General features: G+C 61.1%; 16 protein-coding genes and 1 pseudogene. 8 read left to right on the forward strand and 9 right to left on the reverse strand.

Translation table 11 applies throughout. From position 1 onward, the window contains the following. The first annotated feature begins 15 nt into the window (after window positions 1-15). On the forward strand, window positions 16-1,518 hold the full coding sequence (locus N4R57_19740) for a malonyl-CoA synthase (protein ID UYV37161.1): 1,503 nt from the start codon (window positions 16-18) through the stop codon (window positions 1,516-1,518). Window positions 1,519-1,533: 15 nt separating this feature from the next. On the opposite strand, the gene N4R57_19745 is transcribed toward N4R57_19740, so the two are convergent. Next, window positions 1,534-3,267, reverse strand: a complete 1,734-nt coding sequence (locus N4R57_19745; GenBank protein UYV37162.1) for a heparinase II/III family protein — start codon at window positions 3,265-3,267, stop codon at window positions 1,534-1,536. Between the two features lie 102 nt (window positions 3,268-3,369). After that, entirely contained in the window at window positions 3,370-4,638 is a 1,269-nt protein-coding gene (locus tag N4R57_19750; protein UYV37163.1) for a methyltransferase domain-containing protein, read from the reverse strand. Between the two features lie 44 nt (window positions 4,639-4,682). Between N4R57_19750 and N4R57_19755 the strand changes: the two genes are divergently transcribed. Next, window positions 4,683-4,862, forward strand: a complete 180-nt coding sequence (locus tag N4R57_19755) for a DUF1674 domain-containing protein (protein UYV37164.1) — start codon at window positions 4,683-4,685, stop codon at window positions 4,860-4,862. A 32-nt stretch (window positions 4,863-4,894) separates the two neighbouring features. Here the strand turns inward: N4R57_19755 and dapB are convergent, their stop codons facing one another. Beyond that, window positions 4,895-5,704 (reverse strand): 4-hydroxy-tetrahydrodipicolinate reductase, encoded by an 810-nt coding sequence (gene dapB, locus N4R57_19760; protein UYV37165.1) that lies wholly within the window; start codon window positions 5,702-5,704, stop codon window positions 4,895-4,897. Between the two features lie 88 nt (window positions 5,705-5,792). Between dapB and rbfA the strand changes: the two genes are divergently transcribed. The 4 genes and pseudogenes from rbfA to glmM all read left to right on the forward strand — a co-directional run bounded on the left by rbfA (window position 5,793) and on the right by glmM (window position 9,478). Further along, window positions 5,793-6,188: a 30S ribosome-binding factor RbfA gene (gene rbfA, locus N4R57_19765; GenBank protein UYV37166.1), complete on the forward strand. Its 396-nt coding sequence runs from the start codon at window positions 5,793-5,795 to the stop codon at window positions 6,186-6,188. After that, a complete protein-coding gene (locus N4R57_19770; GenBank protein ID UYV37167.1) occupies window positions 6,175-6,915 on the forward strand; it encodes a phosphodiester glycosidase family protein in 741 nt (246 codons plus the stop codon). The genes rbfA and N4R57_19770 overlap by 14 nt, the downstream gene beginning before the upstream one ends. 111 nt (window positions 6,916-7,026) lie before the next feature. Then, window positions 7,027-7,959: a tRNA pseudouridine(55) synthase TruB gene (truB, locus tag N4R57_19775; GenBank protein ID UYV37168.1), complete on the forward strand. Its 933-nt coding sequence runs from the start codon at window positions 7,027-7,029 to the stop codon at window positions 7,957-7,959. A gap of 182 nt (window positions 7,960-8,141) precedes the next feature. Next, window positions 8,142-9,478: pseudogene (gene glmM, locus N4R57_19780) on the forward strand (phosphoglucosamine mutase). 108 nt (window positions 9,479-9,586) lie between these two features. Here glmM and N4R57_19785 read toward each other — a convergent pair. From N4R57_19785 to N4R57_19810, 6 genes are all read right to left on the reverse strand, one after another. Next, window positions 9,587-11,050 carry a hypothetical protein gene (locus tag N4R57_19785; GenBank protein UYV37169.1) on the reverse strand — a complete coding sequence of 488 codons (1,464 nt, stop codon included), beginning with the start codon at window positions 11,048-11,050 and terminating at the stop codon, window positions 9,587-9,589. A 23-nt stretch (window positions 11,051-11,073) separates the two neighbouring features. Next, window positions 11,074-12,054, reverse strand: coding sequence for a hypothetical protein (locus N4R57_19790; GenBank protein ID UYV37170.1), 981 nt, complete (start codon window positions 12,052-12,054; stop codon window positions 11,074-11,076). Between the two features lie 374 nt (window positions 12,055-12,428). Then, complete coding sequence (locus N4R57_19795) at window positions 12,429-13,079, reverse strand: class I SAM-dependent methyltransferase (protein ID UYV37171.1); 651 nt, start codon at window positions 13,077-13,079, stop codon at window positions 12,429-12,431. Window positions 13,080-13,106: 27 nt separating this feature from the next. Then, complete coding sequence (locus tag N4R57_19800) at window positions 13,107-15,245, reverse strand: hypothetical protein (protein ID UYV37172.1); 2,139 nt, start codon at window positions 15,243-15,245, stop codon at window positions 13,107-13,109. Continuing rightward, window positions 15,242-16,948, reverse strand: a complete 1,707-nt coding sequence (locus N4R57_19805) for a glycosyltransferase (protein ID UYV37173.1) — start codon at window positions 16,946-16,948, stop codon at window positions 15,242-15,244. The genes N4R57_19800 and N4R57_19805 overlap by 4 nt, the downstream gene beginning before the upstream one ends. Window positions 16,949-17,009: 61 nt before the next feature. Further along, window positions 17,010-17,459 (reverse strand): hypothetical protein, encoded by a 450-nt coding sequence (locus tag N4R57_19810; protein UYV37174.1) that lies wholly within the window; start codon window positions 17,457-17,459, stop codon window positions 17,010-17,012. 330 nt (window positions 17,460-17,789) lie between these two features. Between N4R57_19810 and N4R57_19815 the strand changes: the two genes are divergently transcribed. After that, a complete protein-coding gene (locus tag N4R57_19815) occupies window positions 17,790-20,495 on the forward strand; it encodes a glycosyltransferase (GenBank protein UYV37175.1) in 2,706 nt (901 codons plus the stop codon). A 115-nt stretch (window positions 20,496-20,610) separates the two neighbouring features. Then, window positions 20,611-21,729, forward strand: a complete 1,119-nt coding sequence (gene wecB, locus N4R57_19820) for a UDP-N-acetylglucosamine 2-epimerase (non-hydrolyzing) (protein UYV37176.1) — start codon at window positions 20,611-20,613, stop codon at window positions 21,727-21,729. The last annotated feature ends 43 nt before the right edge of the window (window positions 21,730-21,772 follow it).

Here is a 21,772-nt window from a genome sequence, read left to right on the forward strand (position 1 = left end):
AGGAGGAGCCGCCAAATGTATGATGACAACCATCTAGCCCAACACCTTGCACAGCATCTTGCCGCGCAGCGCGAAAAGGTTTTTGCCACCCGACCGGGGATGAGCGACATCAGCTATCAGGCTCTTTTTGAAGGGGCAGAGGCGATGGCGGCGCGGTTGCTTTCTCTGGGTCTTGAACCCGGTGACAGGGTCGCGGTGCAGGTCGAGAAATGCATCGAAGCGGTGCAGCTTTATATCGGCACGGTGCTGGCGGGGGGCGTATTCCTGCCGCTGAACACGGCATACACCGGGGCGGAGGTCGAATATTTCCTATCGGATGCGACGCCTGCGGTGGTGGTTTGCGATCCGGCACGTGATGGAGAGATTGCACCGCTCGCCGGGGCGGCAAAGGTTTTGACGCTGGGCGCGGGTGGTGAGGGCACGCTGGTTGAGGGCCTGTCGCCGGTGGCGGCGTTTGTGCCGGTGCCGCGTGGGGCCGATGATCTTGCTGCGATCCTCTACACCTCGGGGACGACCGGACGCTCAAAAGGGGCGATGCTGAGCCATGACAATCTGGTCTCGAACTCGGCCACATTGCGCGATTACTGGCGGTTTACGGCGGAGGACGTGTTGATCCACGCGCTGCCGATCTTTCACACGCATGGGCTTTTTGTGGCGACGAATGTGGCGCTTTTGTCGGGTGCGTCGACAGTGTTTTTGCCGAAATTCGATGCCAATGCGATCCTTGAGGCGATGCCGGGGGCGACCTCCCTTATGGGGGTACCGACGTTTTACACGCGGCTGTTGGATGACGCGCGGTTGAACCGCGAAACAGTCTCTAACATGCGGCTTTTCATCTCCGGCTCGGCGCCATTGCTGGTCGATACCCATGAGAAATGGGAGGCGCGCACGGGGCATCGCATTCTTGAACGCTATGGCATGACGGAAACCAATATGAACACCTCGAACCCCTATGATGGCGAGCGACGCGCCGGGACCGTGGGCTTTGCCCTTCCCGGTGTGGAGTTGCGGATCATGGAGGGTGACAAAGAGGTGGCGCAGGGCGAGATCGGCACCATCGAAGTGCGCGGGCCGAATGTGTTTCAGGGCTATTGGCAGATGCCGGAGAAAACCGCCGAAGAGTTGCGCGCAGACGGGTGGTTTATCACCGGCGATCTGGGGCAGATGGATGCGGATGGCTATGTTTCGATTGTCGGGCGCGGCAAGGATTTGATCATCACCGGGGGCTTCAATGTCTATCCCAAAGAGATCGAAAGTCTGATTGACGACATTCCCGGCGTGTTGGAATCCGCCGTGATCGGCGTACCGCACCCCGATTTTGGCGAGGCCGTGATGGCCGTGGTGGTCAAGGAAGATGACGGGCTGACGTTGGAGGACATTGCCGCGGTGGTGGGGCAAAAACTGGCCAAGTTCAAACAGCCGAAACAGACACTGTTCCTGCCTGAATTGCCCAGAAATACCATGGGGAAGGTTCAGAAAAAAGCGCTTCGCGAGGCCTATGCCGGGGCGTTCCAATAGGGGCGGACGCGGGCGCTAGACCTCAAGCTCGTCCTGCGCGAGATCGCGAATGCTGACCGGGGTGTCCTGTGCCTTGGACAGGGACCAGCGCACGCGTGTCGCGGGTTCGGTGGCGCGACCGGAGAGGACGATTTGCTGAGCGGCGCGCGGTTTGAGGCGGCCTTTTTCAAGGTAAACCGACGGCTCGACCGTCAGGTCGACATCGCCATCGGTGCGCAGCACCCAAAGTTCGCCGCTTTTGAGACCGAGAGAGACCGCGACACCGCCCATATCAATCTCGGCGTCGACATCGGGGTGTAGGTGGAAGCGGATCTGGAACAGGATTCCGGGCTCTAGCATATCCTGAAGCTTGGCATGGAACCGCTTTTCGTCGGCGTCTTCCAGACAGACAAGAAGATCCTCGCCCACCATCCCGCGACCGTCGAATGTGAGTTCGAGCGTGCGTGCGTGGGTCAACCCGTGGGTTTTGACCCAACCGTCATGGCCGCCTTGGAAGCGGATGCCATCGGGGGCTTGGCTCATCTCGACCGGGACATGGGTGGGGGCGTCGCTCATCATGTCGGCGGATTTGCCGGTGCCGCCGGTGAGGCGCGCGCTGGAATAGCCTTCGATGCAGAGCGTGGAATGGGACGGGGTTGCGCGCCCGGCGCGGCGCCAATCCTCGCCAAAGCTTGCGCCGGATCCACAATTCACGATCAGGGGTCGGCGCCCCGAGGTCAGCTCCAAGGCAAGGGTGCTGGCGTGGGCGTCTTTGCTGGCGCGGCCTTTGGGCGGGGGTGATGCGTCGACGATCACCGAGGTGCGCCACGCGGAGAGCCGCGCGTAGCCCATCGACAGCCCGTCGGGCGCGCGGCCTTTCACGCCAGACTGTGCCAAGGCGTTATCAAGCCGCCCTTCCAACCCCTTGCCGCCGCCATGGAACCGCGCGAGCGAACCGTCGGCGTGACGCAGAGTGCGCAGGGTCGGGGCGATCCGCTCGATCGCTTCGAGTTGGGCGTTGGGCACGGGACGGCCGCTATCGGCCAGAGCGGAGGCCGCCCAGCAGAGCAGCGTGAACACTTCGAGCAGCTCTTCGGGGTTGCGGGTGGGAATGCCGCCTTCGGCGTCGACCTGTGATTTGCATTCCTGCGCCAGAGCCTTGATCGCCGGGCCGGTGTGTTTTTCCATCCCTTCGAGGGAGAGACCGGCGTAGATCAGCCCGGTTAGAGCCTCAAACCGGGGCAGGCCCGGATCGGTTGCCTGCCAACGGCGGCCAAGGAAAATGGTCTGCTGCGCGAGGGAACGATAGAAGGCGTCCGAGGCGATTTTTTCCGAGCCGTGCAGCAGAAAGATCGCGTGGTTGATCCAGCGGATCAGCCGCCTGCCGGTGAGTTCGGGCGTCCAGCCAGGGCCGCGCCCGGTGCCGTAGCGGTCGACCCATTCCCATGTCCAGGCCTGCGCCCTTTGGCGCGCGGCGGCATCACCGACGGCGGCGAGATCATCAAGCCAGGCAAACCCGTGGATTTCGTTCAGAAAGCCGGTGGATTTGACGCCGAGATCCCAAATGCTCGATTGGCTGTCTTCGATCAGGCGACCGGAGAACAGGAAATTTCCGGCGGTGAGCTGCCGACCGCGGGCGAAAATGCCGATGGTGCGCGGTTCGGGTTGCGAGACGAAAGCGGTCGCGGATTTGGCCATAGCGCTTGACCGCGCATGGGCACGGTTCAAAAGGCGCGTCAGCCACGCGCTGAAAGACTCTCGGTCGGACATATGCTCTGCCTCTTGCGCCTCTTTTGGGGCGTCGTTGCCGCGTATGATAGCCCGCCAATTGTAACAGGTCATCAGGGAAAAGCGGGAGGGCGCGGTTTTCGGCTATTTCCGGCGCAGCATGGCGATGTAGAACCCGTCCATGCCGCCATGTTCAGGCCAGTAATCGGGGCGCAGCCGCAGGCCGCCTTCTTGGGTGATCCACGCGGGGTCGATGCCGGGAAGCGACAGCGCATCGCGGTCAATTTCGAGCGTTTCGTGGCGTGTTAGAGCCTCTTCCACTTGCACTTCGCCCTCGTCAGGGAGGAGGCTACAGGTGCAGAACACAAGCCGCCCGCCGGGTTTGAGAAGGCTGACGGCGTGGTCAAGCATCGCCGATTGAAGCGCGATCAGGTCGCCGAAGTCCGAACCGTCTTTGGCATAGGGCAAATCCGGGTGGCGGCGCATTGTGCCGGTGGCCGAACAGGGCGCATCAAGGAGAATCGCATCATATTCACCTTGGTGAGTCAGGGCGTCGCCTTCGACCACATTGGCGCTCAGCCCGGTGCGGGCGAGGTTCTCGGTTACACGGGCCAAGCGCCCGGCAGAGATGTCGAGCGCGGTGACATTGGCGCCGGTGGTCGCGAGTTGCAGAGTTTTACCGCCCGGAGCGGCGCACATATCCAGCACCGCCTCGTCAGGTTGAGCCGCCAGAAACCGGGCCGGAAGAGCCGCAGCCGCGTCTTGGACCCACCAGTCGCCCAAAGCGAATCCGGCAAGGTTAGAGACTTGTGGAGAGCCATCAAGGCGCACGGAGCCGGTGGGCAGCAGCGCGCCGCCGGTTGCTTCGGCCACTGCCTTTGGGTCGGATTTCGCGGTGAGGTCGATCGGCGCGCCGGCGTATTGCGCGGCCTCGATAGCGGCCATTGCTTTGCTGCCCCATGCCTCTCCCAATGGGCCACGCAGCCATTTCGGCAGGCGCGGAATGCGCAGGCTCTCCCATTTCTCGGGCGCGTCGACGGTCATCTTGCGAAGCACCGCGTTCACCAGCCCTTTGATCCGGTTGTGGCGCTTGTGCGAGGCGACGATGTTGACCGCTTCGTTCACCACGCCATGCGCATCGCCGCCATGGGCGAGTTCGACCGTAGCGAGGCGCATCACGTTGCGCACATGCATGGGGGGCTGTTTGCGCAGGTGTTTTTGCAACAGACGGTCGGCGCGTTCCATACCGCGCAGCGTTTGCGTGGCGAGGCGTTGGGCGCGGGCACGGTCCGCCGGATCAAGCCGCGACAGCGCGCCGCTGGCCAGCGCCTCGCTCAGCAAGTGCTGTTCGTCGAGCACCTGATCGAGGAGGTAAACCGCCGAGCGGCGGGCGGACATGGGGGCATGCGACATGAGGGTTCCTTGGCAACCGGTTAAGAGCGGCGTATATCAATGCCATGAGCGATAAGAAAGACCTTCCCCCCGCCGCGATCCGTGCTTTGCAAGAAGCCGAGGAGCGCCGCATGCTGGCCAAAGCAGAGGCCGAGGCGCAGCCCAAGGAATTGGGCGGGCGCGACGGGCTGGACCCGGCGCGCTATGGCGACTGGGAAAAGAAGGGCATCGCGATAGATTTCTGAAGCTGTCCCGGTCTTGATCCGGGGCGCAGTTTTCAGAGCCCCAAGACGTCAAACATATCGTATTGGCCGGGCGATTTGCCCTGTCCCCAGAGGGCGGCCTTGAGCGCGCCGCGCACGAATACCGAGCGGTCGGTGGCGATGTGGCGCAGGATAATCCGCTCGCCTGCTGCGGCGAACATCACGTCATGTTCACCGACAATGTCGCCCCCGCGAATCGCGGTAAAGCCGATGTCGCCCTTTTTGCGCGCACCGGTGATGCCGTCGCGGCCCCGGTCACCCACATCATTCAGCGCCACGCCGCGCCCATCTGCTGCGGCTTGGCCCAGCATCAGGGCGGTGCCTGAGGGGGCGTCGACCTTTTGGTTATGGTGCGCCTCGATCACTTCGATGTCGTAGTCGTCATCTAGGGCTTCGGCCACTTTAGCGGTGAGACGGGTCAGCAGGTTGACCCCGAGGCTCATGTTGCCAGCCCGCACGATCACCGCATGACGCGACGCGGGTTCAAGTGCCGCGATTTCATCATCGCTCATGCCTGTGGTGCCGATAACATGCACGATCCGCGCCTGTGCCGCCAACGCCGCAAAGTCGAGCGTGGCCTTGGGCGCGGTGAAATCAATCACCGCATGGGCGCGTGCAAAGCTTTCCAACGGGTCGGAATCGACAGTGACGCCGATGCTGTCGCGCCCCATGGCTTTGCCGACGTCGCGACCGATCCAGTCATGGCCCTCGCGTTCAATCGCGCCGACAAGGCGGACCTTGTCCGAGGCCAGAACGCCTTTGACCAGCATTTGCCCCATGCGCCCTGAGACGCCTGTGACCACGATTCCCGGCAGGTCGGACATGTCATTCCCTCGTATTCGCTGTTTCCCGCCCTCATTATCGCAGCAACCCGTGCTTGGCAAAGGGGCGCCGAGGCCTTAAGTGCAGGGCATGGCAAAGAACAAGTTTCATGACGGGCCCGGCCCCTCACAACGACAGCTTCGCGTGGGCGAGTTGATCCGGCGCAGGTTGGCAGAGGTGCTGGCGCGTGGCGACGTGCATGACCCCGAGCTGAACCGCATGTCGATCACCGTGGGCGAGGTGCGCACGTCGCCCGATCTCAAGATCGCGACGGCCTATGTCTTGCCTTTGGGGGGCGAGGGCAAAGAGGATGTGCTCAAGCTTTTGTCGCGTAACCGCGGAGAGCTGCGCCGGATGATGGGCAAGTCGCTGGGGCTGAAATACACGCCCGACCTTCGCTTTCGGCTGGATGAGACGTATGATCAGATGGACGAAACCCGCCGGTTGTTTGGGCAGGACGATGTGCGTCGTGATGTCGAAGATTAGGCTTGCGCTGTTCGGGATTGCCCTGCTTTGGGCCAGTGGTGCCGGCGCCGTGGAGTGCCGCAATCTGAGCCATGAGGGCAACCGGTATTCCATTTGCACCGTTGATATGGCGCAGGATGATCTGCGGTTGTTTCTCAAGGACAAAAGCGGCTCTAACTATGGGCATTTTGGCACGATTGACAGCACATTGAAGGCCGAGGGCAAGCGGCTTGCTTTTGCGATGAATGCCGGGATGTATCACAAGGACCGTGCGCCGGTCGGCCATTACAGCGAGAATGGCGTGGTTGAGCAGAGGTTGATCACCTCAGATGGGCCGGGGAATTTCGGGCTGCTTCCCAATGGGGTGTTTTGTATCCGCGATGGCCGTGTCGATGTGATCGAAACCAAACGGTTCAAGCGGCAGAGCCCCAATTGCCGTTTCGCCACACAGTCCGGGCCGATGCTGGTGATTGATGACAAGCTGCATCCGCGTTTCTTGCCCGACAGCACCAGCCGTTATGTGCGTAACGGGGTTGGCACCACATCGGACGGGACGCTGGCGATTTTCGCGATTTCGTCGAACGCGGTGACGTTTCACGAATTCGGGCGGCTGTTTCGTGATGTGCTGAAACTGCCGCAGGCGCTTTATTTTGATGGCAATGTTTCGCGGCTTTATGCGCCAACGCTTGGCCGTTCGGATGCGGGGTTTGCGTTGGGACCGATTGTCGGCGTTGTTGCGCCGAAATAGAGACTGATTTGGGTGGGATCGACCGGTTGGATTGACTGGTTGGATTGACCGGTAGGATTGACGGGCAAACCCACCTGCGATACTTCGCCGTTTTCACGAAAAGGCTACGTCATGGCACGCAAGAAAAAGGGTCGCGATATTTCCGGTTGGCTGGTGGTGGACAAACCTGCCGGGCTGACCTCGACCGCGGTGGTGAACAAGGTGCGTTGGGCGTTTGACGCCAAGAAAGCGGGCCATGCAGGGACGCTTGACCCCGAAGCGACCGGCGTTCTGGCCGTCGCTCTTGGCGAGGCGACAAAGACCGTGCCGTTTATCACCGATGCGCTCAAGGCCTATAAATTTGCGGTGCGTTTGGGCGCGGCGACCAATACCGACGATGCCGACGGCGAAGTGATCGCGCAATCCGACGCGCGCCCCAGTGATGATGAGATCAAAGCCGTTCTGGGTGATTTTCTGGGTGATATCATGCAGGTGCCGCCGAAGTTTTCAGCCGTGAAAATCGACGGTGAGCGGGCCTATAAGCTGGCCCGTGCCGGTGAAGATGTCGAGATCGCGGCGCGCCCGCTTTGGGTTGAGGAAATCCTGCTGGCGGATCGGCCAGATGCAGACACCGTTATTCTGGAAATGACCTGTGGCAAGGGTGGCTATGTGCGATCGGTTGCACGTGATCTGGGGGAGAAGCTGGGCTGTTATGCGCATGTGAGCTGGCTCCGCCGGGAATGGTCAGGGCCGTTTGATGCCGAGGACGGGGTGACGCTTGATCAGATCGACGCATTGGCAAAAAAGCCTGAGTTAGACACGTTTTTGCGCCCGTTGGAGGAAGGTCTTGTCGATCTGCCAGAAGTGGCGACGACCCCGGCAGCGGCGGTGAAGCTGCGCAACGGCAACCCCGGTATGGTGATCGCGAATGACGTTGAATACGGCGATGAGTGCTGGGCCTCGCTTGCGGGTCAGGCGGTCGCTGTTGGGGTGTTCAAGGCCGGTGAATTGCACCCAAGCCGGGTTTTCAATCTGCCAGTGACAAGCGACACGCCGCACGTTTAAGCAACATTGGCGCGGCGCGGGTGGCGTGGCGTATCGGGTTTGGAGCGGCATTTCACCCACAGTTTTAGGGGGAGGCAGCGTAATGCTGTCAAGTCAGGGTCTCACGGTTGAAATTTTAGGCGCTCACAAGTATGCGGCTAGGGTATAAGCAGTTATAATATCAATTTGTTAAGGGGGGTGTCATGACACGCAAGTACTTTGGAACCGATGGCATTCGTGGCCGCGTTAATACTGGCGCGATGACCGCCAATTTCATGGTGAATTTCGGCGCCGCGCTTGGGACTTATTTCAATGCCACAGCCGAGACTCGCCGCGTTGTTATCGGCAAGGACACCCGCCGCTCGTGTTACATGCTTGAGAACGCGCTGACTGCGGGGCTGACGTCGGCCGGAATGGATGTGTTTGCCTTGGGGCCGCTGCCGACGCCAGCGGTGGGGCTGTTGACGCATTCGATGCGGGCCGATCTGGGGGTTATGATTTCGGCCAGCCACAATCCGTTCCACGACAATGGCATCAAGTTTTTCGGACCCGAAGGCTTCAAGCTTTCTGATGAGGTCGAGCTGGCGCTTGAGGCGCTCTATGACAGTGGCGATTACATCGACGCGCAGGATCATGTGGGGCGGGTGACCCGCCTGAATGATTCAGCGGCGCGCTATGTTGAATATGCTAAAACGACCGTGCCGGACCGTATTCGGTTGAACGGTTTGAAGGTCGTGCTTGATTGCGCGAATGGTGCTGCTTACAAGGCCGCGCCCGAGGTGCTTTGGGAGCTTGGCGCCGAGGTTCTGACCCTTGGCGTGTCGCCCAACGGCTATAACATCAACGACAAATGCGGCTCGACCCAGCCTCATGCCGCCGCCGAGATGGTACGCGAAACCGGGGCCGATATCGGGATTTGTCTGGACGGGGATGCGGACCGGATCATCATGTTGGACGAGACAGGGTCGATCATTGATGGCGATCAGATCATGGCGCTTTTGGCGTCGAATTGGGCCAAGAGCGGGCGGCTGAACAAGAACACTCTGGTGGCGACCGCGATGTCCAACCTTGGGCTTGAGACCCATCTGGCGGGACAGGGTATCACCCTTAAGCGGACCGATATTGGCGACCGCTATGTCGTGCGCGAGATGCGCGACCACGGCTATAACCTTGGGGGGAGCAGTCGGGTCATATCGTGATGACGGATCATGCGACCACGGGTGACGGGCTTGTTGCCGGGCTTCAGGTTCTGGCGATGCTGAAGGACAGCGGTGACAAGGCGAGCAAGCTGACGCAGGTGTTCGAGCCGGTGCCGCAGATCCTTGAGAATGTGCGGTTCGAAGCGGGCAAGACGCCGCTTGAGAGCGAAGCGGTTCAGGCGGCGATTGCCAAGGGCAAGGATGAGCTGGGCGATAGCGGCCGGTTGCTGGTGCGCAAGTCCGGCACCGAGCCGTTGATCCGGGTTATGGGCGAAGCCTATGACGAGGCGCAATTGCGCCAGATCATCAAGTCGATCTGTGACGTGGTTGCCGAAGCCTGAGCCGTAGGGACGCACGTTGAGCCGCGGCCTTGGGCGAAAACATCGCCTTGTCGCCTTGGGCTGACAGCCCGTCACGCGGCGACAGGTGCCGCCGCGTGAGAGACCCCGTTAGACGATGTCACCGAGCATCATGTCGCCATCGGTGAAGCGCAGCACTTCGGCGTTGTCGATGATGTCATGGCCATCCACGCCGTCGGCCAGATGTGTCACCTCGGTGCGGGTGCCATCCTGAACCACATTGTAGTCGGCGCGGTTGCCCGTGAAGATGATCGTGTCGTGGCCCTCTCCCGCGAGGATGACATCATCGCCGCCGTTGCCGACGATCGTATCGTCGCCGAGGCCGCCTTCGAGACGGTTGTCGCTATTGTCGCCCCAGATGAAGTCATCATGGGCCGTGCCGATCAGATTCTCGATGTCGGAGATCACGTCCTTGCGGGCGTCGCCCATCCAGCCGGTGCCTTTCAGGAGTGAGACGCTAACGGCGGCGTGCGAAGACTCATAGCTGAGCGTGTCGCTGCCGTCGCCGCCCTGATAGACATCAGCACCACCGTCGGAGCCGTAGAACAGGTCATCCCCACCTAGGCCGCGGAAGATCTCGGCCCGGTCGGAGCCGAGGAAGATATCGGCATAGCCCGTGCCGGTTGCGTCCTCAATCGAGACAAGGTCAATTGTGCGGGAGGCGGCAAAGAGCGTGGCGGTGTTGGCGTCGAGATCAACGCCGACCCCGTGCCCCTGAGCGCCCGGCAGGTTGACGAAAGACAGCATGTCACGACCGGTGCCGCCGTCGACGCTGATCAGGTCGGCCCCCTCTGGCACGGTGAGCCAATCGGCGCCTTCGCTGCCGCGCAGTGTCAGCGCCTGGTTGAGTTCGATCGCATAGGTGCCGCGATGGTGCAGGTGACCGCCCGCGGCGAAGTGGAACACGCCGCTTTCGGTCGCGGTATAGAGCCAATCGGTGTTGAGCCCCTCACCGGTGGCGGCCTGCACCGTATAGGGCACGAGATCCCCATCGGGTTCAAAAATCCCCGCCAGCATGGGCCGCGCGAGGGTGCCGTCTTCGCTTTCGCTTCCCAGCACCTTGACGCGGTAGGTTTCGCCCGCTTCGAGCGTGGCGGCGAACCAATCGGTGTCGGTGAGCGTGTCGATCGAGCCGGTCGCACGACCGCCAACGGCGAGGGCGGCGGCGCTTGAGGCATCAGAGCCGATGTCGTCGGTCATTTCGGTCACGCGCAGATTATAGGTCGAGCCGCTGTTATAGGTGGCGCGCGCGTCGATATAGTGGGTGCCCGTTTCGGTTGCGGTGAACCACGTTTCGGCAGTGCCATTGAGGCCGCCCGCGTTGGAAGAGCCGGCGATATGCGCACCATCACTGTCGCGGATCGAGTGGATCAGCGCGTAAGCAAGGGATCCTGTGCCGCTCGTCCCGTCCATGGTGATGCGGTAGGTCGCGCCGGCAACAAAATCGACGGCCACCCAATCGGCATCGCCGTCATAGTCGATGCTGCTGCGCAGGGTGCCGCCAACATCAATCTGGCCCTTGATGGTGAGATCACCGGCCAGATCGTTAGCCACGGCTTTGATCGTATAGTCGCGTTTTATCCCAGAATATTTGTAGGTGGCGTTAACATCGAGGAAATAGGTGCCGTCTTCGGGGCGGTAAAATCGACAATGGCGCCCTTGTCCCCAAGAGAGGTCGCAACAGAGGTATTGGCAAAGCGCGCGCCCGAGGCATCGCGGACCGAGTGGATGCCGGGCCAGAGCCCATACCAACTGTCAGACGTCATAACAAAGGTGTAATCGACACCGGCTTCGAGATCGATTGCGAACCAGTCTCTGTCAGTATCGTGAAGGAAGGTGCCTCCGGCGGTGCCGCCGACGGTCAGCCTGCCGGTGGTTTCGGTGTTCTGGGTATAGTCGTCTTCGAAGATTGCCACCTGATAGCCTGTTGTTTCAGTGCTATCGGGCGCGAGGCCGGCGGCGACGTAATAGGTGCCTGCGGTGGTCGCGGTGAATTCCGTCCAAGCGCCAACACCTGTGCCGCTATCGTCGTCGCGCGTGCCTGGAAGATACGCACCCGTCGAATCATAGATGCCGTAGATATAGCCATCGGCATTGTCATAACCCGACCCATTATAGACCGAATCACCATTCACCAGAACGGAATAGGTCTGCCCCGCCTCGAGCGTGATCGCGAACCAATCACGGTCGCCTTGCCAGTCGCTTTGGCCAGCGCCGGAGTAGGCGTCGTAGCGGAAGCTCGAACTGACGATCATTCCCGTCGTTGATGTATCGTCGGCGTAATCGTCCCAGTTGTCGGTAATGCGGACGCTATAGCCGTTTTGAGAATAGCGATCGTTTACTCCTGACGCAACGCCAGCCGAGACATAATATGTTCCATCAAGAGTTGGGGTGAAATAGGTGCGCGCGTCATTCCCCTCTCCCCCGTGGTAGTTTGTCGTACCGGCGATCAACGTGCCCGCGCTATCGTAGATCCCGCCGAGATGCGGATCATCATGCGTCCGCCACGAATAGCTTTCGACATCAACTCGATAGGTGGTTCCGGCGGTCAGAGTCACGGCGAACCAATCCTGATCGCCCGGTGAATCAATGTTGGCGTAGGTGTACTCTCCTACGTTTAAGACACCTGTGGTAGACAAATTGTTTGAAAAATCATCGGGCATAGTAAAATCCTTTTTTAAACATCAAACACAGAAAGCACCTCGATTTAAAATGATTAGATATAAGTTGGAAAAAGTCAAAAAATCAGAGGTGGTTTAGCATCGCTCTTTAATCGTTAAACTTTTTTGACAAGTATTCTAATGGTTTATTTTTTGGGTCAGCCACGGGTTTTTCCACGCGGACAGGGCGCCGGTTCATTGACGCCAGGATATATGCCCTGACCGAATCATCGGTCAGGGACGCAAGGGAATGGGTGATGCTGTAAGGGGGGTTATTCCTTCACCAGCATCACATCGTTATACATCATCGACTGAAGCGCGAGATAACGGAACTTCCACGGGTGGTTCAGGCAGAATTCATGCACAGCGCGCGCGACGCCACAGTGGAACATGCTGGTAGCGGACCAGACGTTGTAGTCGTTGAAAATGATCGCGCCGCCGGGCTTCATTTTGGGAAGGGTGGCTTCGATATCTTTGACAACGCCTTCGTATTCGTGGTCGCCATCAATATAGACCATATCGAAATAATTGTCGGGCATGCGCGACATATGGCTGGAGCTGTCGCCAATATGTGTTTTGAGACGTTCGGAATCCGAGGCCAGTTCGGCGCGGACTTCGGGATTAACCAGTCGCGAAATGTCGATGTCAAACAAATGCAGTTTTTCGGGTTTGCAGCGGGTCATAATTTCGAGCGAGAAATCACCACGATCGACGCCGATTTCGGCCATAACACCACCTTTGGCGACCTTATCGAGCAGCACATAGCGATTGGCCAGAACCTCGCAACCTTCGACCTTGGCTTGCGGAAGGTCCGGCGCCCGGTGGTGATAGCGACCCTTGGCGGCGTGAAACTCCCGCAAGGCGACGGAGAATGCTTGGCGTTTCCGCTCGACCTCTTGATAGGTAATTTTGGTTTCTGACATGGTAAGTCCTTCTCAAAGGTCCGTGGTTCAAAGGTCCAGGAATTTACGGGTAAAATCTTCGACGTCGTGGCGGCGCACGCTTTTGGTGAGGGCGCACCGCAGCTCTTCCAGATCGGGCGCTTCGGCAAAGCCGATCACCGACGGGATGGCGTCGGTCATTTCCTCGAAAACATAAGGAGAGAACAGCGACTGCGCGCCGGGCCAGTCATAGACCACCGGCAACGCGCCCGAGGCCATGCCCTCGATCACCGAGGTGTGGCAGCCTTCGCTGTCCGAGCTGGACAGGATCGTGCCGATGCCGCGATACCATTCTTCCATGTCGATACCGGCGGGATCGAAGCGGATCGCGTCAGACAGGTCCGGGTCGTCAAAGATGCGGGCAAAAAGGGCTTCGAATTTTGCGCGGCTTTCGTCGCCGCGGTTCCAGACCCATTCGATTTCCCACGGCATCGCGCTACGCACAGCCAGTTGAAAGCGAGGGTCTTTGTTGCGCAGGGCTTTGAAGAAATCAATCGCGCGGTCGAAGCGTTTATGCTCGAAGGGATTGATCCCGACGAGACCGAGGGTGAATTGTGCTTCGGGCAATTTGGGGCGTTGCAGCGCGTGCCAGTCGATATATTGCGGGATAACATGGATGCGGTCCGGATCGACGCCGTGCTTGTCAATCATCAGGTCGCGGAACCAGTTTGATACGACGATCAGCGCATCAACGGCATCCCAGTTTACCCGCGTTGGAAAGTCCTGAAACGCCTCGAAACGGTGCAGCCGGACGATCAGCGTGGTGTCATCGCGTTTGTTATTGCTGTGCCAGACCGCATTTTCGCAGCACCATTCACAGAACACCGTATCGGCATCGGCCGGAACATTCGGGTGGCCTTCGGGTTTGACGGTGCTTTTCCAACGCTCCCAGCTGAGCCCGATCTGGCTGTCGGCGGTGAGCCGGTCAATGAACTGACGCAGGAATTTGCGTTCATGGGTGGCGATGTGGATACGCCGTGGCGTTTGGGTCAGGGCGGGGGCCGATGCGGACCAGCCGCGGATTGCGCGGCCCAGCGCGTCAGCCAACCGATCCGCAGAAAATCGCTGGGCGATTTCAGCAATGCGGGTGAGCGCGGCTTGATAGACCGGCCCGTCACGGCCACGCATGAAACCGATCACAGCGTCGCCGACATCCTCTTGATTTACGTCCACAAGATAGGGGTAATCATCGCCAAACAAGCTTTGGTTGAGCGCATTGTCGTTCAGGATGGGCGGCACGCCGAGGGTGCAAAACTCGACGATCTTGGTCGAAATTTCGATCACATCGTCATAGCGGTCGTGACGCAGGCAATAGGCGAAATCAGCTTGCGCCATTGCGGCCTTGGCCTCGGCATGAGGCAGGTTCTGTTGTAGGGAAATCCCCTCCAATGCACCAGCGCGCACCGAATTGCGGAACCCGTCCATCCGCTTGAAAAACTCAGGGTGGCGCGGGCGGTAGGTGTCTTTACCCGCCAGCATAATCGCGCCGAGGCCCGGCTCTTGGGCGATTTGACCACAGATATCAATCAGCCAGTCGAGCCCGTAGTGCAGATCAACCTTGCCAGAATAGCACAATGCCACATTGTCGGATTTTTCCGGGAGCTTGGCGTCGGGATCGGCGAAAACGATAGGCGGCACGATATGCACCAGATTGGCGGGGTAGTCGTAGAGCGATTCCAGAGCGTGTTTGGCGGTTTCGCTCTGAATAACCACGGGGCGCGACGCGGCGCGGGCAAGCGTCAGCCATTCGGGGTCAGGGGTGGCCAGATCGGGTATCGCGCTTGGAGCATAGACCACCACGCGGTCCCGAAACGCCGGCAGCGCCAGAAGGGCCGCCAGATAATCAGCGCCACGCACGAAAATACGGTCATAGCGCCCCGTAGAGCGCTCCCAAGCGCCGAGCGTGTCTTCCAACGTATCGGCGCGCAATTGGGTGTCGGGCAGCGTCGCGTTTTCAAGCAGGGCATCAGCCCCAACCACGCGCACCCGGTCGGGCAATTCCTGTGCCAGAACCCGGTCTTCGAGCGTATGGGTGAGCAGCAGGTCGAGGTCGTCCTGTTTGGCCAACAGCTTGCACACGTTCAACAGCCAGATCGTCGACCCGTCGATCAGGTTGAAATTCTGTTCGGCAAGGATTGCAACCTTCATGCGTCTGGCACCCCGGCGGTTTCGGTGGTCTGCTCTGATGATGCGCTGGCTTCGATTTCTTCGACGAGCCCTGCCACCGTTCTAAAGAGCGGCGCGCGCGAGCGTGCGACCGGTCCCAAGACCTCGATCTTCCAGCCGCGATCACGGGCGATCCGGCAGGCATCCATGATCTGACGGTTAAGCCGCATGGTGTTGATGGACCAGAGGCCAGCCCATTCTTGCGGATCGGTCTGAAGGCCGGCCCAGTCGATGACGAACCGTCCCGGCGCACCAACGGCAAGATTTGCCAGCAAGCTGGAGCGGGTTGCGCGGATCACATTGGCACCGGTTTCATGCGTGGCAGGGCCGATCGCGACGACCTGTTCATTTGCCCGCCCGGAATGCATGGCAACCTGCGGCAGGATGCGAACATCAAAGCCCGTCGCCGCTGCTTCTGTTCCGACGGAGGGGCCAACCGCCGCCCCCATATCAAGCATCTCTGCGATTGGGGGATGTTCCTGCATTGCCGCCGTTAGAAGCCGCGACATCGGGGCCACGCGGCGAGTCCAGTGGATCGACGATTTCAACGAATTCATCGTCGACGGGTGGCCGCCGTGAAGCAAGGTATCGGCAACCATATCAGCCAGACCGTCAAGGTCACCCTGGGTGAACAAGCTGGCGTGGATATCGCGCGCGATTTCATCCAGCGGGGGCATGTCGGTCATGAAAACCGGCACGCCAAAGCTGGCGGCTGTATAGGGTTTCAACGGCGCGACCAGTTCGGTCACGATGCTGCGGTGGCGGGGCATGATCATCGCGTCGAGCAGCCCGTAGTAAGCCCCGATTTTGTCTTGCGAGACCTGCGGCACGAAATGCACATGGCTCTCAAGCCCTTCGGCCTTGGCCTCGGTGTGCAGGCGCGTTTCGGTTGGCGTTTCATAAGCCGAACCGATCAGCCCCTTGGGCGCGCTTGACCCGATAATGGCGAGATCGACGTCGATATCTTTGCTCCGCAGGCGCTTTAACAGCGGGATCAGGTCCGAGCTGCCTTCGTAGCCGCTGAGCGAGCCGATGTAGCCGAGAAGGAAGCGCGAAGAGCAGCCGATGTCCGCGCGGCTGACGCCCTTGGGGATGGGCCCCGGTGTGGAGACGCCATTGGGGACGAGGTGTATCTTGTCAGCGGGCAGGCCGCGGCGCACCAGTTCGTCGCGCATGGACTGGTTGAGGGTAAAGACCGCGCGCGCCGCCTTGGCGATGCGCAGGTCGTTATCGCGGTTACGGTTATAATCTTCGCTGTCTTCATAGCCCGGTTCAAGCGCGGCGCGGCTCATCTCCCAAAAGCCACGTTGCTCGTAAAAGAACGGCACGCCCCAGCGGCGCGCAGCGTATTGAACCGGCTCGGCGTTTTCCCAGTTGGACACGCCCAGCACGATGCCGGGGCGATAAGTTTCAAACGCCTCGACCAGTACGTTTTCAGCAATCCGGATGCGCGCGCGCGGGGTCACGCCGGGTTGGTAGCGCCCCGGCAGGAAAACATAGCGCACGCCGTCGATCACCTGTTCGGTTTTGACTTTGACAGTCGGGTCGAACCCTTCGATGTCCCACGGGCGTCCGGGGCGGTTGAACACGATAATGTCGTGGCCTGCGGATTTGAGCGCGCGGGCGATTTCATGGGTGCGCACTGCATAGCCATCGCTTGAGTAGGGCAAACTGTGATCGACCACATAAGCGATCCGACGTGGCAGACACCAATCTTTGGGGCTTCTTTGCGATACCATATTCGGTCTAACCACCGAGATGCGGCATTTCGGGGCGAATAGAGCGCCCTTCTGCGTTGCCTGCCATCACGTAGTGCACCAGTGGATTGATGTCATTCTGTTCAATGTCCGGATAGAGGTGCAAATAATGCGCCGTGTCAAAATGGGGGCCGGGGTTGCGCCGCTCGCGAATTGCGAAGGTCGTGAAATGCTCGGCGGGGTCAGCCCCACCGCTGGCAACATCGGGATAGGTTTTGAGATACCAGTCGGCATCAAACAACGCGCATTCGCGCACCACTTTCAGGTCGCGCCGGCGGCGCAGGCGCGGCACAAGACGCATGGCCAGACGCACAAGCGCATTCGCCCGTGGCGGGCGCATCATAACCAGCGGCGGCTGTGCGCGCAGTTGCTGAAGCTCCTGTTCGAGCGTGGTTTTATCGGTGTAAAGCGTCTCAATACGGGATTGTAGTTTTGCCATCGTTTCCGGCAAATCAGCGCTTAAAGCGAAACGTGGGCTGGTGGCACGGGTCATGAACTGTAACAGACTTTAAGGATGCGCTTTTAGAAAGGGAATCATTTGAGATTAACTGGCATTATTAGGTTTGGAAGTAAAGGAGACTGGCGCTCTCGACTTTCTCGACTCGGCGCGGAGTTTAGGGCGGTTGTTTTTCGCGACCTGCCTGTTGCGCGATGCCATTTTGACCCCGATTGGTATCTTGCCGCCTATCCCGATGTTGCCCTGTCCGGGCGTGATCCGTGGCAGCATTATCGACGGCATGGGTGGCGCGAGGGGCGGCTTCCTACGTTGATGCCGGCGGTTTGGCGTGAACGGGATCTGCGCCGTGGTTTGCTGGAAGATGGCGGTGCGGAACTGCAAGAGATGGCACGCGGCGGGACCGGGGCGAATGCCATTCACGCCGCGATTGCCTGTGCCCGGATCGCGGCACGCGAAGGCGATTGGCAGACGGCGCATGGCTGGCTTGAGGGGCTTGATCCAAGTCGCGATCTGATCGGGCTTGGCGGTCAGGCCGATCCGGTACTGCTTGGCATTGAGGCGGCGATAGAGGCCCGTGTTTTTATGCGCGCTCAGGCCTGTCTGGTTGCGGCGCGGCGTGCGTTTGGGGCGTTGCCGGATATTGCGCTCGCCGAGGCCAACATGATTGCGGCGCGTGGTGGGACAGAGACAGAATGGGGCAAGCCGCTTGCGCGGGTGTTCAGACGTGGCGGGTTGGTCGGTGTCGCATTGGCCGGTTCTGAGCATAAGCCGAAACCGGAGCCTGCGTTTGATCGGTTGCGCCCTATAAAGGCACCGCGCCCCTGTGGACAGGGTGGCCCGTTGGTCAGCGTGATTGTCCCGGCCCGCGATGCCGCCGCCACCATTGCCACGGCTCTGAACAGTCTGACGGCGCAAAGCTGGCAGTCGCTGGAAATTCTTGTCGTTGACAATGGCTCGCGGGATGACACCGCCAATGTGGTGGCCTCCTGTGCCGCCCGCGACCCGCGCATTCGGCTTTTGGATGGCGCGGCAGAGCCGGGTGCCTATGCGGCACGCAATATCGGCATGCAAAACGCGAGCGGTGCGTTTCTGAGCGTTCTGGACGCCGACGATTGGGCGCACCCCCAACGCATCGCAGAGCAGGTCGGGCTGTTGCTGACGCAGCCCGACGCTGTGGCCTGCATTGCGGATTGGGTGCGCACGACGCCCGACATGCGCTTTGCCCGCTGGTGGCAGGATGACGGGTATGTCCACCCGGATCTGTCCTCGCTTATGATCCGCGCCGAGGTGCTGACGCGGTTGGGCTTTTGGGATCGGGTCCGTGCCGGGGCCGATAGCGAGTATTTTGACAGGATCGAGGCGATGTTCGGCGCCGCAGCGATCTTGCGCTGTCAGCCGAGAAGGCCGCTGGGCTTTGGACGGCTACATCCCGCGTCATTGACGCAGAGCACAGAGACGCGGATCGACAGCCTTATCCACGGGGCGCGGCGCAGTTATGTGCAGCAGGCCCGCCGATGGCACCGGAGCGTGACGGAGGGGGCTGAAAGGAAAGAGAGCACAGGGACCGCGGCATTGCCGCTTCCTGCCCGGCCCGAACGGCGGCCCTTTCCCGTGCCTGCCGCGCTGGCGCTTGATCCGAGCGATCCCGATGCCGCCATCGGCGATGATCTGGCAAGCGCCGGGATTTACGACGACGACTGGTATCTGCGCAGCTATCCCGATTTGCGTGAACATGACACCGACGGGCTTGAGCATTACCTAACCAAAGGGGCCGCTGAGGGCCGTGATCCGGGGCCGTATTTCAGCACTTCGGGCTATGCCATGGCGCAGGGTATCGCGCCGCAAGAGGCGGCGCAGCATTACCTGTCCCTTGGGCGTGCGGCAGGGTTGCCCCCCCTGCCCGTCTGGACCGGCGCGCGGCCAGCGGCGAAACCGGGGCGGCATGTCATGGTCTTTGGCCATCAAGCAGGCCCTGCCCTGTTTGGTGCCGAGCGCTGCCTTTTGAGCACGCTTGATCGCGCCCTTGAGGCCGGGTTGACCCCCACGGTCGTGCTGCCGCGCCTGCTGGATGAGGGCTATCTCGCGGCGCTTTTGGAGCGCAGCGCGGCGGTGCATGTGCTGCCCTATGGCTGGCGCTTTGGCGGGGTTGCGCCGGACGCGCGCACGCTGAACAGGCTGAGCCGGTTGATTCGTGACAGCGGCGCGGTCGAGGTGCATCAAAACACCTGCGTCTTGGACGCGCCCTTGCGCGCTGCGCGTCTGGCCGGGGTGCCGTCTGTTTTGCATGTGCATGAGCTACCGCAGACCGATCCGCGTCTTTGTGCCGATCTGGGTCAGAGTGCGGCCTCCCTGCGCGACACGCTTTTGGCAGAAGCCGACCGCTTCGTCGTGCCATCCGAGGCGGTCAAGGACTGGCTCGGCGCGCCGCAAGAGCGGTGTCTGATCCTGCCCAATCGCGCCGATCTGGGGTTGTTCGACCTGCCAATTGCGCCCGATAACCCGCCGCGCGTCGCCCTGATCGGAAGCATGACGCGCCGCAAGGGGGTGCAGGACATGCTGGCGGTTGCACGGCGCCTTGCCCAGAACGGCCCCGCCGCCGAATTCCGCTTTATCGGGCCGGAAAGCTCCGATCTCAACCGGCTCGGCCCGCTTCCGGCGAACCTGCGGCATATGGGGTATGCGCCCTCGCCGCGCGACGCCCTGCTGCAGGCCGACATCGTGCTGAGCCTAAGCCATGTGGCCGAAAGTTTCGGCATGAGCGTGCTTGAAGCGCTGAGCGCCGGGCGGCCCGTTGTCTGTTACGATCACGGTCATCCTCCGAAACTGCTTGGCGCGCCCGGACCCGATGGGCAGCGGCCCGGCGGTATCGTAGTGTCGCGCGGTGCGCCCGAGGCCGTGGCCGATGCGCTGCGCGCTTGGCTGTCAGATCCGGCGGCACTGCGCGCGGCCTCCGTCCGGGCCCGCGACCATGCGAAAGCCATGGCCCGAGATGAGCCGCAAGGGGTGTTTCGCGCCTAAAAATGAGCCGCTCCCGCCCTCGAACCCGCTTTGCACACAGGGTTTTGGGTTGCAAAATACCCAATATACCGGCAGGACGCAGACATATTCAGAAAGACTTAGGCGAGATTTCGTTGTGAAATTCCTGATAGTATTCGGCACGCGTCCAGAGGCGATCAAGATGGCTCCGGTTGTGAAGCGTTTGCAGGGTATTGCGGGGCTTGAGGTTGATGTCTGTGTGACGGCACAGCACCGCGAGATGCTGGATCAGGTCTTGCGGTTGTTCGACATCACGCCGGAGTTTGATCTCAACATCATGAAGCCGGGGCAGGACCTGACGGATATCACCGCCAGCATCCTTGTGGCGCTGCGCGATATTCTGGCCGAGGGCGGCTATGACCGGCTGTTGGTGCATGGCGACACGACCACCACGATGGCCGCGGCTTTGGCCGGGTTTTACGCGCAGGTGCCGGTGGGCCATGTCGAGGCCGGGCTGCGCACCGGCGACATCTATGCGCCCTGGCCCGAAGAGATGAACCGCTCGCTTGTCGGGCGCATCGCGGCCCAGCATTTCGCCCCGACCGAGACCGCCCGCGCCGCCCTTCTGGCCGAGAATGTCGCCGACGAGACGATCGTCGTCACCGGCAACACCGTGATCGACGCGCTGCAGGACGTGGTGGCGCGGTTCGATGCCGATGACGCGCTGGATGCAGAGATGCGCGCGCGCTTTCCGTTTCTGGATGACGCCCGCCGCATGGTGCTGGTCACCGGCCACCGCCGCGAGAACTTTGGCCAGGGGTTCGAGAACATCTGCAACGCGCTCAAAGCGGTCAGCCAAGAGGCCAATGTCCAGATCGTTTACCCCGTGCATCTGAACCCCAATGTGCAGGCGCCGGTGAAGCGCATTCTGGGCGATGCTGGCGATGTGCATCTGATCGAGCCGCAGGATTACCTGCCGTTTGTCTGGCTGATGCGGCGGGCGCATATCATCGTCACCGACAGCGGCGGCGTGCAGGAAGAGGCCCCCAGCCTCGGCAAGCCCGTGCTGGTGATGCGCAACACCACCGAGCGCCCCGAGGCGGTGGCCGCCGGCACCGTGCGCCTTGTCGGCACCGACCCCGAGACAATCCGCGCCGAGGCGCTGCGGCTGTTGCGGGACGACGCCGCCCATGCCGAGATGGCCCGTGCGCTCAACCCCTATGGCGATGGCCGCGCCGCCGAGCGGATCGCCGCCGCGCTGACTGCTGACATGTGATTTACACGCTTCTTTAACCCAGCCCGTTTACTTATCCCCGAAA

It is taken from the genome of Rhodobacteraceae bacterium D3-12, from assembly GCA_025916135.1.
GTDB lineage: Bacteria > Pseudomonadota > Alphaproteobacteria > Rhodobacterales > Rhodobacteraceae > JAKGBX01.

Bases quoted from the DNA above. Each gene is read 5' to 3' on its own strand.
- N4R57_19755 (UYV37164.1), top strand. From the start codon at position 4,683: ATGAGCGATAAGAAAGACCTTCCCCCCGCCGCGATCCGTGCTTTGCAA.
- N4R57_19810 (UYV37174.1), bottom strand. From the start codon at position 17,459: ATGGCAAAACTACAATCCCGTATTGAGACGCTTTACACCGATAAAACC.
- rbfA (UYV37166.1), top strand. From the start codon at position 5,793: ATGGCAAAGAACAAGTTTCATGACGGGCCCGGCCCCTCACAACGACAG.
- truB (UYV37168.1), top strand. From the start codon at position 7,027: ATGGCACGCAAGAAAAAGGGTCGCGATATTTCCGGTTGGCTGGTGGTG.
- N4R57_19795 (UYV37171.1), bottom strand. From the start codon at position 13,079: ATGTCAGAAACCAAAATTACCTATCAAGAGGTCGAGCGGAAACGCCAA.
- N4R57_19745 (UYV37162.1), bottom strand. From the start codon at position 3,267: ATGTCCGACCGAGAGTCTTTCAGCGCGTGGCTGACGCGCCTTTTGAAC.
- N4R57_19750 (UYV37163.1), bottom strand. From the start codon at position 4,638: ATGTCGCATGCCCCCATGTCCGCCCGCCGCTCGGCGGTTTACCTCCTC.
- N4R57_19800 (UYV37172.1), bottom strand. From the start codon at position 15,245: ATGAAGGTTGCAATCCTTGCCGAACAGAATTTCAACCTGATCGACGGG.
- N4R57_19815 (UYV37175.1), top strand. From the start codon at position 17,790: ATGCCGGCGGTTTGGCGTGAACGGGATCTGCGCCGTGGTTTGCTGGAA.
- N4R57_19740 (UYV37161.1), top strand. From the start codon at position 16: ATGTATGATGACAACCATCTAGCCCAACACCTTGCACAGCATCTTGCC.
- N4R57_19770 (UYV37167.1), top strand. From the start codon at position 6,175: ATGTCGAAGATTAGGCTTGCGCTGTTCGGGATTGCCCTGCTTTGGGCC.
- dapB (UYV37165.1), bottom strand. From the start codon at position 5,704: ATGTCCGACCTGCCGGGAATCGTGGTCACAGGCGTCTCAGGGCGCATG.